Genomic DNA, 14,196 nt, shown 5'->3' with positions numbered 1-14,196 from the left:
TCCCACACTGACCGATCTCGGAGGCCCGCGTGTCTTCATCCACCGATCGGGGCCGCCGCCTGCTGCCCCTGCTCCCGACGAACCACCCGCTCGGGCGTCAGGCCGTCACCTGCGAGTTCCGCTGCGGCAACGCGTGCGCGCACGAGGCGCCCAACACGTCGCAGAACGCCTACTTCGGTGACGTCGTCAAGAACGTCGTGACTCGTCGCGGCATGCTGAAGGCCGGCGCCGTCGTCGCGGTCGCGGGCGCCGGTGCACTCGCGATGGCCGGCTCGGCCGCCGCTGCCCCGGTGCACGTCGATGTCGACGTGGACCTGGACCTCGGTCTCGGCCACAGCTCCAAGGGCCTCAACTGGGAGTCGGTGCAGCCCAACACCCTCGACCAGATCACCGTGCCCCCTGGCTTCCAGCAGGACGTCGTCGTCCGCTGGGGCGACCCGATCCTGCCGGGAGCGCCGAAGTTCGACTTCGACAACCAGACGCCAGAAGCCCAGGCGCAGCAGTTCGGCTTCAACAACGACTTCTGCGGCCTCGTCCCGGTTCCCGGCGACCCGAACAGCTGGCTCATGGTGAGCAACCACGAGTACACGACCGAGTCGTTCATGTTCAAGGACTGGTCGCCGACCACGATCACCGAGAAGCACGCCAAGATCGCGTGGGCCGCGCACGGCCTGTCCGTCGTGATGGTCGACCGCGACCCGCGCACCGGCAAGCTGTTCGTCTGCCCGGACGACAAGGCGAAGTACAACCGCCGGATCACGCTCACCACGCCGTTCGAGGTGCGTGGCCCCGCCGCCGGGTCGAAGTACCTGCAGACCTCCGCCGACCCGACCGGCAGGACCGTGCTGGGCACGCAGAACAACTGCTCCGGCGGCGTCACGCCGTGGGGCACGATCCTGTCCGGCGAGGAGAACTTCAACCAGTACTTCGCGAACGCGAGCCTGGTGACCGACCCGGACACCAAGGCCAAGTTCGCCCGCTACGGCATCAGCGGTGGCGCGTCGCTGCGCAAGTGGGAGAACTTCGACAAGCGCTTCGACCTGTCGAAGGAGCCCAACGAGGCCAACCGCTTCGGCTGGATCGTCGAGATCGACCCGCTGGACAAGAAGTCGACGCCGGTCAAGCACACCGCGCTGGGCCGCTTCAAGCACGAGGGCGCGAACATCATCGTCGCCAAGGACGGCCGCGTCGTCGCGTACATGGGTGACGACGAGCGCTTCGACTACATGTACAAGTTCGTCTCGGACGAGAAGATGCAGAAGGGCGACTCGAAGCGCGCCCGCGAGCACAACAAGCGCCTGCTGGACAAGGGCACGCTCTACGTCGCGCAGTTCACCGGCGACAGCCCGGCGGCCGAGATCGACGGCGCCGGCAACCTGCCCGCGGACGGCCAGTTCGACGGTTCGGGCAAGTGGATCCCGCTGGCCGCCGGCGACAAGTCCTTCGTCCCCGGCTTCACCGCAGAGGAGGTCTACGTCTTCACGCGTCTGGCCGCCGACAAGGTGGGCGCCACGAAGATGGACCGCCCGGAGGACGTCGAGCCCTCGCTGCACAACCGCCGGATCTACGCCGCGCTGACCAACAACACAGACCGCGGCAAAGCCGGCAAGGAAGGTCCGACCGAGATCGCGCCGCGCGTCAACAACAAGCACGGCCACGTCCTCGAGATCGAGGAGCGTCGTTCGGACAACACGGCGCTCACGTTCTCGTGGAAGCTGCTGCTGGTCTGCGGTGACCCGAAAGACCCCGGCACGTACTTCGGCGGCTACGACAAGTCGCAGGTCAGCGCGATCTCGTGCCCGGACAACGTCGCGTTCGACAACCACGGCAACCTGTGGATCTCCACGGACGGCAACGCCCTGGGGTCCAACGACGGCCTGTTCGCGGTGCCGGTCGAGGGCAAGCGCCGCGGGTTGGTGAAGCAGTTCCTCACCGTGCCCAAGGGTGCGGAGACCTGTGGTCCGGTCGTCACCGAGGACTTCGTGCTGGTGTCCGTGCAGCACCCCGGTGAGATCGACGGCGCCTCCGCCAACAACCCGCTGTCGCACTGGCCGGACGGTGGCACCTCGCAACCGCGTCCGTCCGTCGCTGTGGTGTGGCGCAAGGACCGTCGCCGCATCTGCGACTGATCCTGTGGTTCGGCTCACTCAGCTGGAATGAACCGGTGCAGCCGCCTGTCCGTGTGATGGGTGGCTGCACCGCGGACAGCCAAGGGAACGTCCACATTGGCTGTCTACTTTGGAGTGAGCTGTGCAGAAGGTTGGACTTTTCGTTGGTGCCGCGGCTCTTCTGGGTCTCACCGCGTGTGGCACGACTCAGGGAACCGCAACGCCCACCCCGGTCGCCCAGGCTTCTCCCGACGCTCCGGTCGCGGCCGCCGTGCAGGTTCCGGCTGGCCAGAAGCTGATCGGCAAGTACCAGGCAACAGGCGTCCAGACGTACTCGTGCACCGCGAACGCGTGGAAGGGCCTGGAGCCCGCCGCGACGTTGGTGGACAAGGACGGCAAGCCGATCATCCTGCACTCCCGCGGCCCGGTCTGGATCTCCACTGTGGACGGTAGTGCGGTCGAGGCGGCACCCGTCGACGGCGCCAAGAACGACGTCAAGGGCGCCGTGCCGGAGCTCCTGCTGAAGACCAGGACCGTGCGCGGCGACGGTCTGTTCGGCAAGGTCAGCTACGTGCAGAGGCTCGCGACCGAGGGCGGCGTCGCTCCGTCCGGCGGCTGCACCGCCGGGGCCCAGATCTCCGTGCCGTACAAGGCTCTCTACACCTTCTTCGCCCCGGCGCCCTGAGCCAGCGCGACCACCGCCGCCGTGACCATCGTGACGCCGACGACCCAGAGCCCGGTCTTCTGCGTCCCGGTGAGGTCACGCAGCCACCCGGTGACGTAGGGCGCGACGAACCCGCTCACGTTGCCCAGTGAGTTGATCAACGCGATCCCCGCGGCCGCGGCCGTGCCACCGAGGAAACTGGTAGGCAGCGCCCAGAACGTGGGCAGAGCGGCACAAACACCGATCGCGCAAATGCTCACCGCGACCATCGCCGCGACGGGGTTGCTGAGGTAGAGCGCGACGGGGATGGCCGCGCCGCCGAGCAACATGGGCGCGGCGACGTGCCACTTCCGTTCTCCGGTGCGGTCTCCATGCCTGGCCCACAGGATCATGGCGACCGCACCGAGGACGTACGGGATCGCGTTGATCAGCCCGCGCTCGACGATGTTCGCTCCCGGTGCGAGCCCCTTGATGATCGTCGGCAGGAAGAACCCCAGCGTGTACAGCCCGTACACGATCCCGAAGTACACGAAGCTCAACGCCAGGATCCGCGGGTGCGTCAGGGCTTTCCTGAGCGGCCAGTGCTCCTTGGGCGCTTCCTCGATCGCTTCCTCCGGCTTGTCCGGCAACCAGAACCACGTCACGAACGCCAGTGCGATCGCCGGCAGCCCCTCGATCAGGAACATCGTGCGCCAGTCCGTGACCTGGATCAGCAACCCGCTGAGCGTCGACCCGATCGCCGTCGAGATCGGCACCGCCACCATGAACAGCGCGACGATCCGCGCCCGGTCCTTCTCCGGGAACCAGTACGTCAGGTACAGGATGATCCCGGGGAAGAACCCGGCCTCCGCCACGCCGAGCAGGAACCTGAGCGCGACGAGCACCGTGCCGTTGGGCACGAACGCCATCGCGCTCGCCACGATCCCCCAGCTGACCATGATCCGGGCGATCCACCTGCGCGCCCCGAACTTGTGCAGCGCCAGATTGCTGGGCACCTCGAGGATCAGGTAGCCGATGAAGAACACCCCGGACGCGAACCCGAACACGGTCGCGCTGAGCTTGAGCTCCTCGGACATCCCGTTCGGCCCGGCGAACCCGATGTTGACCCGGTCCAGGTAGTTGATGAAGTAGAGCAGGCACAAGTACGGCAGGATCAACTTCCTGGGCACGTTATGTTTCCCCCATGCGTGACGACGTGAGCTCCCCAGCGGAGTCACCAATGGATGCAGCTCGTCCGGTCGCCCTCGTCACCGGGGCATCCAGCGGAATCGGCTCGGCCATCGCCCGCAGTCTGGCCCCAACCCACGACCTGCTGCTAGCCGGACGCGACGAAACGTCCCTGTCTCTGCTGGCATCGGAACTCCCAGGCGCAACCGCTTGGCCTTTCGACCTCACCAACGCGGCCTCGGCCGACGTCGGTCCTCTGTCCCGCTTGGACGTGCTGGTCCACAGCGCAGGCATTGCCCTCCTCGGCCCGCTTGCGGAGGCCTCCCAGGACGACTGGCGCAAAACCTTCGAGGTGAACGTCTTCGCGGTGGCCGAGCTGACCAACCTCGTGCTAGCCCAGCTGCGGGCCTCCTCCGGCCACGTCGTGCTGATCAACTCGGGTGCGGGCCGCAACGCCAACCCGGGCTGGGGCGTCTACGCGGCCTCGAAGTTCGCTCTCCGCGCCTACGCCGACGCCCTGCGGGCAGACGAGCCGTCGTTGCGCGTGACCTCGGTCTACCCCGGCCGGACCGCCACGCCGATGCAGGAGGAGGTGCGGCGCCAGGAGGGCGGCGACTACGACGCCACCCAGTACCTGGACCCGGCCTCGGTGGGCCGCGCGGTGGCGTCGGCCGTGCTGGCGACGCCGGACGCCCACATCACCGAGCTGATCGTCCGCCCACGGCCGCGCTGACTCAGGTCGTGCGCAGCCGCTGAGCCACCGCGGTCACCCCGGCCTGCGCTTCCCGACGGTCCACCCGAGTCGACTCCCCACCGGCCACGACGTGGTCACCGGCCACCCAGACGTCGGTGACCCGGCGAGCCCCGGAAGCCCAGACGAGGTTCGCCAGCAGCTGCTCGTCCGGCGCGTCGAGACCGGTCGCGAACGCCGGGTCGTCCACGTCGATGTGCACGACGTCGGCCCAGCGCCCGGCCTCCAGCGCGCCGATGTCGTCGCGGCCCAGAGCCGCGGCCCCGCCCCGAGTGGCCATCAGCAACGCCTGCGCCGCCCCGAGCGCCGTCGCGTCCATCGTCGAGACCCGCGCGAACATCGCCGCGAGCCGTGCCTCTTCGAACAGGTCGAGGTCGTCGTTCGACGCCGGTCCGTCCGTGCCGAGGCCCACGTTCACTCCTGCCTGCAGCAACGCAGGCACCCGCGCGATGCCGGACGCGAGTTTGGCGTTGGAGCCGGGGCAGTGCGCCACGCCGACGCCGTACGACGCGTACAGCGCGATGTCGTCGTCCGACAGGTGCACGGAGTGTGCGGACAGCACGCGTCCGCCCAGCACGTCCGAGGCCTTGAGCAGCGCGGGCACCGATCCGTACTCGGCCCGCTGCGCGATGTCCTCCTCCGGCGACTCGGCGACGTGCACCATCAGCAACGCGTCGCGTGCCCGTGCCTCCTCGGCCACGGCCGTGAGCATCGACGGCGTCAGCGTGTAGGCGGAGTGCGGCCCGAAGGCCAGCTCGATCCGCTCGCCGGGCCCGAACCGCAGCCCGTCCGCGTCGATCCACGTGGTGATCTCGCTGGTCATCGACTGCCACGACAGGCCGGGCAGGTCGAGGATCGCCGAACCGAACACCACCCGTGAGCCGACGGCCAGGATCGAGGAGACCAGTTCAGGACCGTGGAAGTACATCTCGGCGGAGGTGGTGACGCCGTGCCGCAGCATCTCGACGGCACCGAGCAGCATGCCCACACCGACGTCGGCGGCGGTCATCTTGGCCTCGTTCGGCCACATCTGCTCCTTCAGCCACCGCAGCAGCGGCAGGTCGGAGCCGAGCCCGCGCAGCACCGTCATCGGGCTGTGCGCGTGGGTGTTCACCAGGCCGGGCAGCAGGAGCCCGGACAGCCGCCGGACCTCGCCGTCGAACGCGGGCGCGTCGGCAGCACCACCCACATAGGTGATTCGACCGTCGACCACGTCCACGACGGCGTCCCGCAACACGGAGCAGGACGGGTCGCAGGGCAGGACCACCGGGGCGTGCAGACGCAGTGACATGCGGAGAATCCTGCCATTGTGATGCCGATCACAAGCATGCATACATCCGCAAGACCTGGGAATCCTGGCTCCGTCGGGTGCGGGCCGACCCCCAGGGTCCGCCCCGACCAGACTTTTCTCCAACCAGAGGGTCCGTCGAGCATGAACCGGCGGGCCCTTTGTGCATCCCGAAGCAACCACGACCGCGGGAACGACGTCACATGATCATGTCGAAGAAGCCGTGCACGTCCAGTGGAGACTTCCGGCGCGCGCAGAAGCCCGCCACCCCCAAGCCGCCGACTCGGCGCTGAGTTGGCATGATCACACTCGCACGGGACCGGGCGTGATCATGCGGAGGCATCAGTGGCCGACATCGACCCTCAGAACGACGACCAGTTCAGCGATGTCGAGATGACGCAGGAGTTCGACGTCATCCGCGACGAGCGTTAAGAGCTTCAGGCCAGAGGCAGCTCGGCGCGAACCGTCCACCCAGTCGGTTCGCGTCGCCCTGCGGAGAACCTGCCGCCCAGCAGTTCCACGCGCTCGCGCATGCCGACGAGCCCGTAACCCCCAGACCCGCCAACGGGAACGCCAGAGGCGACACCGTCATCTGCCACGGCCAGCCGGAGCACGCCGTCGCTGGACGACAGTCCTACGTCCACTGAGGACACTGCCGAAGCGTGCTTCTGGGTGTTGGTCAACGACTCCTGCACCAACCGCAGCACCGACCGCGCCAGCTCCTGCGGCACCGCGTCCTGCAGGTCGAACGACAACCGCACCGGCAGCCCGGATTCGGCGGCCAGCGACCGCACGTCGTCCACCAAGGACGATGAAGCCGCAGGTCCGGAAGACTCGCCGTCCCGCAACGTTCCCACCAGACGCCGCATCGCGGTCAGCGCCTCGTAGCCGGACGCCTCGATGGTCGGCAGCACCTGCTCGGCGGCGTCGCGGTTCATCTGACCTGCCTGGGCGTGCACGACGATCGCGGTCACGTAATGCGCCACCACGTCGTGCAGCTCGCGCGCCAACGCCATCCGTTCCGAGTTCTGCGCCGCCGCAACCGAAGCAGCCAACTGAGACGCGCGTTCGGCGTCACGCGCCCGGAAGTACAGCCCGGAACCCACCGACAGCACGAGCAGGACGCACCCGGCGATCGAGAAGTTGAGGGCGTCGGGGCTCCACTCGCGGTACTCGACCGCCGACACGATCGGCCAGCCCAGCACCTCGGCGACGGTCATGGCGGCGAGCACCAGAAGAGTGCCGATCACCGAACGAGCGCGGGACTCCTCCCGCACCAGGGTCGCGATGGTGGCCATCGCGGCACCCGTCATCGAGATGTTCGCGCCGCTCCAGAACAGGTGCGGTGCGATCGACACACCGAGAAACCGCATGTAGACGGCCACGCAAGCGACCGCGAACGCCAGCGCGAGTGCCGCGTCGAACGGTCTGCGGGGCGCCAGCACGGCGATCGCACAGATCACCACGACGCCCGGCAGCTGCCACCAGCCGAGACCGGTGTCGATGGCGCCGGTCTCCGCCAGTGCGATGGCGGTGAGCGAGAGCGCCAGCGGCCACTGGCGTTTGGCGAGCAACCGCCAGTTCAGTTCCGTGCTCTCCACGCGGTACACGGTAAAGCCGGAAGGCTGATCCCGCGTCCGACTCGGGGCTACCCAGGCATCAGCCAGAAGGCTGAGTGGGCGACCTGCGGAAATACCCTCCCGGCGGATGCCGGATCACGCCCCGGTCACGGACTCTGGAGTAGCAGTCGGGGAAACGGAGGACGCCATGTTGTCAGTTGTGTTCACTTGGGCCGCAGCGGTGGTCGGTCTGCTGGTACTCGCTCTCATGGCCCTGTCGGGCGTGATGATCGACTCCCAGCGATAGGCACACCGTCCAGCGTGTGATGGGGAAGTCAGACGCTGGTCAGGGAATGTTGCTGGCGGAGCAGCTCCGCCAGCCTGCTCGTCGGTTGTGGACGGGTTTCGTCCAACGCGGCCGTGAAGCGCGCCGGAGCACCGTTCCGTGCGCGCGCCGCGGCTGCGGTGTCCAGCCGGAACGCCGGACGTGCGGCGGACGGGCGTTGGCGAGAGCGCAGCCACGCGAGGCGGTGCAACGCTTCGGCGTGGTGGTCCGTGATGGTGACGGACGCCTTGTCGAACGAGTGCAGCACTGCGGCGTTCAGGTGAACCGTCGCGAGATCCCGCCACAGCGTGCGTTCGGACGTCGTGTCCAGACCCAACGCGTCGGCGACCTCACGCGCCACGCCGTACGCACCTTCCTCGGCCAGTGAGCGCGTACCGATCTCGGCACCCACGAACCAGGAGTTGAACGGCGCCGCGGGGTAGTTCACGCCGCCGATCGAAAGCTTCATGTTCGAGATGACCGGAACCGCGTGCCAGCGCAGACCCATCTCGCCGAACCACGGCAAGCTCGGGTGCTCCAGCGGAACCTCGTGCACGATCTCGGACGGCAGCGTGAACAGCCGCGGTCCCTCGTGCTCGGTCTCCACCACCAACGGCAGCAGGTCGAAGCGGGAACGACGGGCCGGAGGCCGCCATCCCATGCCCTGCATGGTTTCCGTGAACTGGGTGTAGCGACGGTCCCCCATCCCGTCGGCGTACCCGGCGTACCGGATCAGCTGCTCGTTCCAGATCACCGGACCCGGCGAACCGGGCGCGTCCGGCGCGAAAACCGTTACCAGCGGCCGAATTTCACCACCATTGGTCGCGAGCCGCAGGTGTTCCACGCACTCGCCGGCGACAGCGGCGGCGTTGCGGTAGCCGCGCAGATCGCGGACTTTCAGTCGTCGCCAGGGCAGACCTGAGGTGCACCAACCAGAATCTCGCAGCGCGATCCGCGCGCCGTACGCGAGCTCGTTGGTGGTGTGGCGGTAGGTTCCGGTCTCGGCGATCTCGGCTCGCACCTGGGCGATGCGGGCGGACAACGAGCCTGCGTCGGAGTGCGCCGCGTGGAACATGCGGACGAACTCCTCCGCGACGGGGAGGACGTCGGGGGTCACGGAGCGAGACGCTAAGGCCGGAACGGCTTCACGCGTCACTGCCACTCGGGGCATTTCGGGTGATCAACACCCGCCACTCCATCGAGTGAACGCTAGACCCACTGTGTTCACTCGATGGGCTTGAGACCTCGATCAGGTGAGGTCGTTCCGCTTGAACATCAGATCGTGCGAAACGCGGTCCTCGTTCACAGCGCGCTGCTCGAACTTCGTGACGGGCCGCCAGTCCGGCCGAGGTGCCCAGCCGTCGTACATGTTGGTCAGCAAACGCTCGCCAGAACACACCTCGAGCATCTGGTCCGCGTAGTTCTCCCAGTCCGTCGCGAGGTGCAGCACGCCACCGGGCTCCAGCCGCGTTGCCAGCAACGACACGAACTCCGGCTGCACGAGCCGGCGCTTGTGGTGCTTCTTCTTCGGCCACGGATCCGGGAAGAAGATCCGCACGCCGTGCAACGACGCGGGCGCGATGTGATCCGTCAGCAGATCGACGGCGTCACCGCGCAGCACGCGCAGGTTGTCGAGCCCGCCGAGGTGCTCGCCGCGCAGCAGCAGCTGGGCGAGCCCCGGCTTGTAGACCTCGACGGCGACGTAGTTGAGCTCCGGCGCGGCGGCGACGAGCTGCGACGTCGTCTCGCCCATGCCGGACCCGATCTCGAGCAGCACGGGCGCGGAACGGCCGAACCACGAGTCGAAGTCCAGCGGCCCCTCGGGCAACGACTTCACGTCGTTGCCCATCTTCTCCCAGTACGTGTCCCAGGCACGCTCCTGCCCCACGGTCATGCGCTCGCCGCGCTGGACGAAGCTGACGATGGAACGGGGGAACTCAGGGCTGGTCACGACCGGACAGTCTAGGCAATCAGTTCGATGTCCTCGATCTGAGCACGCAGGTCAGCCACGGTGAAGTCGATGGGCTGAGGACGGCCGGGCCCGCGGTGCGCCGGAACCAGGTGGATCCACCCGGTGTGAGTGGACGTGAACTGCACTGTTGTCGGTGTGGCAGGTCCGTAGACACCGCTCTCGGAAGGCACGAACTCCCAGAAACCGACCTCGCCGAGGTCGACCCAGGGCACGAACACCCAGCCGGGACGTGACGAGAGCAACTCGCTCACGGCGTCCTCGACGGCGTGACCTGCGGCACGGGAAGGCAGACGACCGCGGTCCAGAGCCCGCAGCCACCAGGGAGCGGGCGCGTCCTCGACGGAACGCACCGCGCGGTACATCGCGAGCACTTCGCTCTCGTGAGCGCGGTTCACCCAGGAACGACGCGCCTCTGCAGGGGTGAGGGCGATTTCGGCAGGGTTGGGAGCCTCGAGCGCGCTTGCCCACTCGAGGCCGAGCATTGCTTCCACACGGACCACTGGCCACCTCCGCAGCGGGGATAGCCCAATTGAACTCGAATCCAAACGCGAGGGATGTCCACTAAGCGGCTTTTCACGGCTTGTTAACAGCACTCTTACGCAACGTGTGACCCCAGGCACGTTGCGCTGCGGGATGGAAACACGATGTAGGTGACGTGCCCCTGCTTCCCGCGCTCGCCGTCGCGCTGCCGTTGCTGCTCGCCGCGCAGACGATCGAGGAGCAGGAGTGGCACCTCGACGCACTCGACGTCTACTCGGCGCAGGACCAGGCACGCGGTGACGGCGTGGTCGTCGCGGTGATCGACTCCGGGGTCGACGCCAAGCACCCGGACCTCGCCGGGCGAGTCTTACCCGGAACCGGCTTCGGCAGCTCCAAGGGCACCGACGGCACGACCGACACCGACGGCCACGGCACCGGCATGGCCGCGATCATCGCCGCGACCGGGAAGAACGGCGGTGCGCTCGGCATCGCGCCCGGCGCCAGGATCCTGCCGATCTCCAGCTCGGAGAAGGAGCAGTTCTCGCTCGACGTCGTCGCGGAGAGCATCAGGTGGGCGGCCGACCACGGCGCCAAGGTCATCAACATGTCGCTGGGCTTCTCCAGCTCGATGACGCCCTCGCTGGTCAAGGCCGTGAACTACGCGATCGAGAAGGACGTCGTGCTCGTCGCCGCCACCGGCAACGACGGCAAGGAGGTCTCCGCGCCGGCCAACATCGGCGGCGTGATCGCGGTCGCGGGCACGAACCGCGAGGGCAAGCCGTGGAAGTCGTCCAACGTCGGCGCGGACACCGTGCTCGCGGCACCCGCGGAAGGAATCGTCACGGCGGCGCCGGAGAGCGTCTACGCCAGCGGTTATGCCGAGATGGACGGCACGAGCGCCGCGTCGGCGATCGTGTCCGGTGTCGCGGCGCTCGTCCGGGCGAAGCACCCGGAGATGCCCGCGAAGGACGTCGTCAACGTGTTGATCAAGACCGCCAAGGACATGGCGGAACCCGGCCGTGACGCCACGACCGGGTTCGGCATGGTCAACCCGATGGGCGCGCTCACCGCGCAACTCCCGCCGGTCGCGCGGAACCCGTTGCTGCCGGAGCCGAAACCCTCGGCCGCGCAACCGACTCCGACGCTCCTGTCGCAACGTCCCGTGCAGCCTGTCGCCGGGATGAAGGACAAGCTGCTGTTCGTCGCCGGCGTCGCGGGAGGAACCGCGTTGATGACCGCACTGCTGATCGCGCTGCCCGCCATCAGATCGCGCAGACGCGAGCCGGTCAGTGCGCGTGATATTCCACCGACTCCTTGGTGAGCTGCATGAAGGCCTCCTCCAGCGACCCGCGCTGAGGGCTGAGCTCGTGCAGCACGATCTGGTTCTCCGCCGCGATCTCACCGATCTGCTGCGCCGGAATCCCGTGCACCACGAGGGCTCCGTCGACGGCGTCCTCGGTGACCGTCGCGTGCGCCACGAGGATCTCGCGCAGCTTCAGCGCGTGTGGTGACCGGACCCGGACGTGGTCCTGGGTGGCGTCGGCGATGAACTGCTCGGTGGTGGTCTGCGAGATCAGCTTGCCCTTGCCGATGACGATGAGGTCCTGGGCGGTCTGCGCCATCTCCGAGAGCAGGTGGCTCGACACGAACACCGTGCGGCCCTCGTCCGCGAGCCGGTGCATGAACTGGCGGATCCAGAGGATGCCCTCCGGGTCGAGGCCGTTGACCGGCTCGTCGAACAGCAGCACCTCGGGGTCGCCGAGCAGCGCACCCGCGATGCCGAGCCGCTGCGACATGCCGAGCGAGAAGCCGCCCGCCTTCTTGTGGGCGACCTCGGTGAGGCCGACGATCTCCAGCACCTCGTTGACCCTGCTGACCGGAATCTTGTTGGAGACGGCCATCCACTTGAGGTGCGCGCGAGCGGAACGGTTGGGGTGCACCCACTTGGCGTCGAGCAGAGCGCCGACCTTGCGCAGCGGCTGCTTGAGCTCGGAGTAGTACTTGCCGTCGATCGTGACGTCGCCGCCGGTGGGGGTGTCGAGGCCGAGGATCATCCGCATGGTGGTGGACTTGCCGGCGCCGTTCGGGCCGAGAAAGCCCGTGACGCGGCCGGGCCGGACGACGAACGACAGGTCGTCGACGGCCTTCGTCTGCCCGTAGTGCTTGCGCAACCGCACTGCCTGGATCATGACCTCTCCCGTTCGCTCGAAAGACTGATCGGGAGGTGGGCCATCCCCCGACGGATGACCCACCTCCCGCTCCCCCTCAGTGTTGGATTTCTGGGGAAGTCACGCGTCGCGCCTCTTGGCGACGACCAGCGCGACCACCAGCAGCGCGATGGCGATACCGGCGTAGTAGCCGAGCGAACCCCACTGGCTCAGCTTGTAGACGACTGCACCCGCGGCCTCGGACTCGGCCTGGCTCGGCGGGTTGACCGCGAGGAAGTGGTCCGCGTTCATGAACGGCAGCCACGCCTGGATCTTCACGCCGACCTTGGGGATGATCCCGACCAGGTTCTCCAGCAGCATCGACCAGACCAGCAGGATCGCCACGGCACCGGCGGTCTGGCGGACCAGGATCCCGACGGCGACCGCGAGGACCGCGCCGATCGCGAACATCAGGCCGACGCCGGCGACGTTGCGCCACTCCGCGCCGGAGTTGATCGCGAGGTCGGCGCTCGGCTTGATGACCTTCGCCATCGCCCACGAGCCGAACGCGACGACCTCGCCGATCACCCCGGCCACGACCGCGACCACGGCGGTCTTGGCGACCAGCGCCGAGGTGCGGTTCGGCACCGCGAGGAACGTGGCGCGGATCGTGCCGAAGCGGTACTCGGTGGTGACCGCGAGCGCGCCCAGCACCAGCACCACGACCAGCGCGAGCCGGCTGCCGGCCTGCGTGAGGTCGACGCTCACGGTTTCGGCGTTGGCGGCGAGCAGAGCCGAGAAACCGACGGCCATCGCGATCGCGAGCGCCGCGCACCAGTAGGGCGAACGGGTCGAGAAGAGCTTGATTCTCTCAACGGCCAACAGGGTCATCAGACTCACTTCCCGATCTCTGCGTGGTACTCGACAGCATCGCCGGTCAGCTGCATGAACGCCTCTTCGAGCGAGCCGCGCTGCGGGCTCAGTTCGTGCAGGACAACACCGTTAGCAGCGGCGATGTCACCGATCTGGTCACTCGTTGCACCCGATACGGACAACGCGCCGTCCGCGCCGTCACGAACCGTGAAGCCCTTGTCGACGAGCAGCGGGCCGAGCTTGAACAGCTGAGGACTGCGCACGAGCACCGAGTTACCCGTTGAGCGGTCGATGAACTCCGCCGTGGAGCTCTGCGTGATCAGCTTCCCCTTGCCGATCACGACGAGCTCGCTGGCCGTCAGCGCCATCTCGGACAGCAGGTGGCTCGACACCAGCACCGTGCGGCCCTCCGCGGCGAGGTTCTGCATGAACGTGCGGATCCAGAGGATGCCCTCGGGGTCCAGGCCGTTCACGGGCTCGTCGAACAGCAGCACCTTCGGGTCGCCGAGCAGTGCCGCGGCGATCCCCAGCCGCTGCGACATGCCGAGCGAGAACCCACCGGCGTTCTTGCCGGCCACCTGGGTGAGGCCGACGGCGTCGAGCACCTCGCCGACGCGCTTGTCCGGCAGCCCGTTGGACTTGGCGAGCCACCTGAGGTGAGCCCGCGCGGAGCGGTTGGGGTGCACCCACTTGGCGTCGAGCAGCGCACCGACCGTCCGCAGTGGACGGTTGAGCTCGGCGTAGGGCTTACCGTCGATCAGCACGCGGCCTGCCGTCGGTCGGTCGAGCCCGAGGATCATCCGCATCGTGGTGGACTTGCCGGCGCCGTTCGGACCGAGGAACCCGGTCACCCGTCCAGGTT

At 68.0% G+C, this 14,196-nt stretch carries 13 protein-coding genes; 4 read left to right on the top strand and 9 right to left on the bottom strand.

The features are described 5' to 3' along the window. The first annotated feature begins 29 nt into the window (after positions 1–29). Together UK23_RS18595 and UK23_RS18590 are read left to right on the top strand one after the other, a co-directional pair. The gene (locus UK23_RS18595; protein ID WP_045312826.1) at positions 30–2,129 is read left to right on the top strand and encodes a PhoX family protein; all 2,100 of its coding nucleotides are present in this window, start codon (positions 30–32) and stop codon (positions 2,127–2,129) included. Positions 2,130–2,250: 121 nt separating this feature from the next. Further along, entirely contained in the window at positions 2,251–2,793 is a 543-nt protein-coding gene (locus tag UK23_RS18590; protein WP_045312825.1) for a DUF3455 domain-containing protein, read from the top strand. Here the strand turns inward: UK23_RS18590 and UK23_RS18585 are convergent. Next, positions 2,766–3,941: an MFS transporter gene (locus UK23_RS18585; protein WP_231114562.1), complete on the bottom strand. Its 1,176-nt coding sequence runs from the start codon at positions 3,939–3,941 to the stop codon at positions 2,766–2,768. The two genes, UK23_RS18590 and UK23_RS18585, sit on opposite strands and share 28 nt — an antisense overlap. A 50-nt stretch (positions 3,942–3,991) precedes the next feature. Between UK23_RS18585 and UK23_RS18580 the strand changes: the two genes are divergently transcribed. After that, positions 3,992–4,672, top strand: coding sequence for an SDR family oxidoreductase (locus UK23_RS18580; RefSeq protein WP_045312824.1), 681 nt, complete (start codon positions 3,992–3,994; stop codon positions 4,670–4,672). A 1-nt stretch (position 4,673) separates the two neighbouring features. Here UK23_RS18580 and UK23_RS18575 read toward each other — a convergent pair whose 3' ends face one another. The 5 genes from UK23_RS18575 to UK23_RS18555 form a co-directional block, all read right to left on the bottom strand. Beyond that, positions 4,674–5,981, bottom strand: coding sequence for an amidohydrolase family protein (locus tag UK23_RS18575; protein ID WP_045312823.1), 1,308 nt, complete (start codon positions 5,979–5,981; stop codon positions 4,674–4,676). Between the two features lie 434 nt (positions 5,982–6,415). Then, on the bottom strand, positions 6,416–7,579 hold the full coding sequence (locus tag UK23_RS18570) for a sensor histidine kinase (RefSeq protein WP_045312856.1): 1,164 nt from the start codon (positions 7,577–7,579) through the stop codon (positions 6,416–6,418). A gap of 293 nt (positions 7,580–7,872) precedes the next feature. Continuing rightward, positions 7,873–8,979 carry a nitric oxide synthase oxygenase gene (locus tag UK23_RS18565; RefSeq protein ID WP_045312822.1) on the bottom strand — a complete coding sequence of 369 codons (1,107 nt, stop codon included), beginning with the start codon at positions 8,977–8,979 and terminating at the stop codon, positions 7,873–7,875. Positions 8,980–9,111: 132 nt separating this feature from the next. Beyond that, positions 9,112–9,756, bottom strand: coding sequence for a tRNA (guanosine(46)-N7)-methyltransferase TrmB (trmB, locus tag UK23_RS18560; protein WP_231114567.1), 645 nt, complete (start codon positions 9,754–9,756; stop codon positions 9,112–9,114). A 68-nt stretch (positions 9,757–9,824) separates the two neighbouring features. After that, positions 9,825–10,229 carry a hypothetical protein gene (locus UK23_RS18555; protein ID WP_231114560.1) on the bottom strand — a complete coding sequence of 135 codons (405 nt, stop codon included), beginning with the start codon at positions 10,227–10,229 and terminating at the stop codon, positions 9,825–9,827. 260 nt (positions 10,230–10,489) lie between these two features. On the opposite strand from UK23_RS18555, the gene mycP reads away from it, so the two are divergent. Continuing rightward, positions 10,490–11,635: a type VII secretion-associated serine protease mycosin gene (mycP, locus tag UK23_RS18550; RefSeq protein ID WP_052684793.1), complete on the top strand. Its 1,146-nt coding sequence runs from the start codon at positions 10,490–10,492 to the stop codon at positions 11,633–11,635. Here the strand turns inward: mycP and UK23_RS18545 are convergent. The 3 genes from UK23_RS18545 to UK23_RS18535 all read right to left on the bottom strand — a co-directional run. After that, entirely contained in the window at positions 11,601–12,503 is a 903-nt protein-coding gene (locus tag UK23_RS18545) for an ABC transporter ATP-binding protein (RefSeq protein ID WP_045312820.1), read from the bottom strand. The genes mycP and UK23_RS18545 overlap by 35 nt on opposite strands. Positions 12,504–12,602: 99 nt before the next feature. Further along, positions 12,603–13,352, bottom strand: coding sequence for an ABC transporter permease (locus UK23_RS18540; protein ID WP_045312819.1), 750 nt, complete (start codon positions 13,350–13,352; stop codon positions 12,603–12,605). Between the two features lie 5 nt (positions 13,353–13,357). Then, positions 13,358–14,196 (bottom strand): ATP-binding cassette domain-containing protein (locus tag UK23_RS18535; protein ID WP_045312853.1); only part of this gene is annotated, 839 nt, incomplete at its 5' end.

Source organism: Lentzea aerocolonigenes (assembly GCF_000955955.1).
Lineage (GTDB): Bacteria > Actinomycetota > Actinomycetes > Mycobacteriales > Pseudonocardiaceae > Lentzea > Lentzea aerocolonigenes_A.
Note: the sequence above shows the minus strand (reverse complement) of the source record. Positions and strands in the feature narration are given on the sequence as shown.

Coding starts and splice junctions, on each gene's coding strand:
- UK23_RS18580 (WP_045312824.1), top strand. CDS start 3,992: ATGGATGCAGCTCGTCCGGTCGCCCTCGTCACCGGGGCATCCAGCGGA.
- UK23_RS18575 (WP_045312823.1), bottom strand. CDS start 5,981: ATGTCACTGCGTCTGCACGCCCCGGTGGTCCTGCCCTGCGACCCGTCC.
- trmB (WP_231114567.1), bottom strand. CDS start 9,756: ATGACCGTGGGGCAGGAGCGTGCCTGGGACACGTACTGGGAGAAGATG.
- UK23_RS18545 (WP_045312820.1), bottom strand. CDS start 12,503: ATGATCCAGGCAGTGCGGTTGCGCAAGCACTACGGGCAGACGAAGGCC.
- UK23_RS18540 (WP_045312819.1), bottom strand. CDS start 13,352: ATGACCCTGTTGGCCGTTGAGAGAATCAAGCTCTTCTCGACCCGTTCG.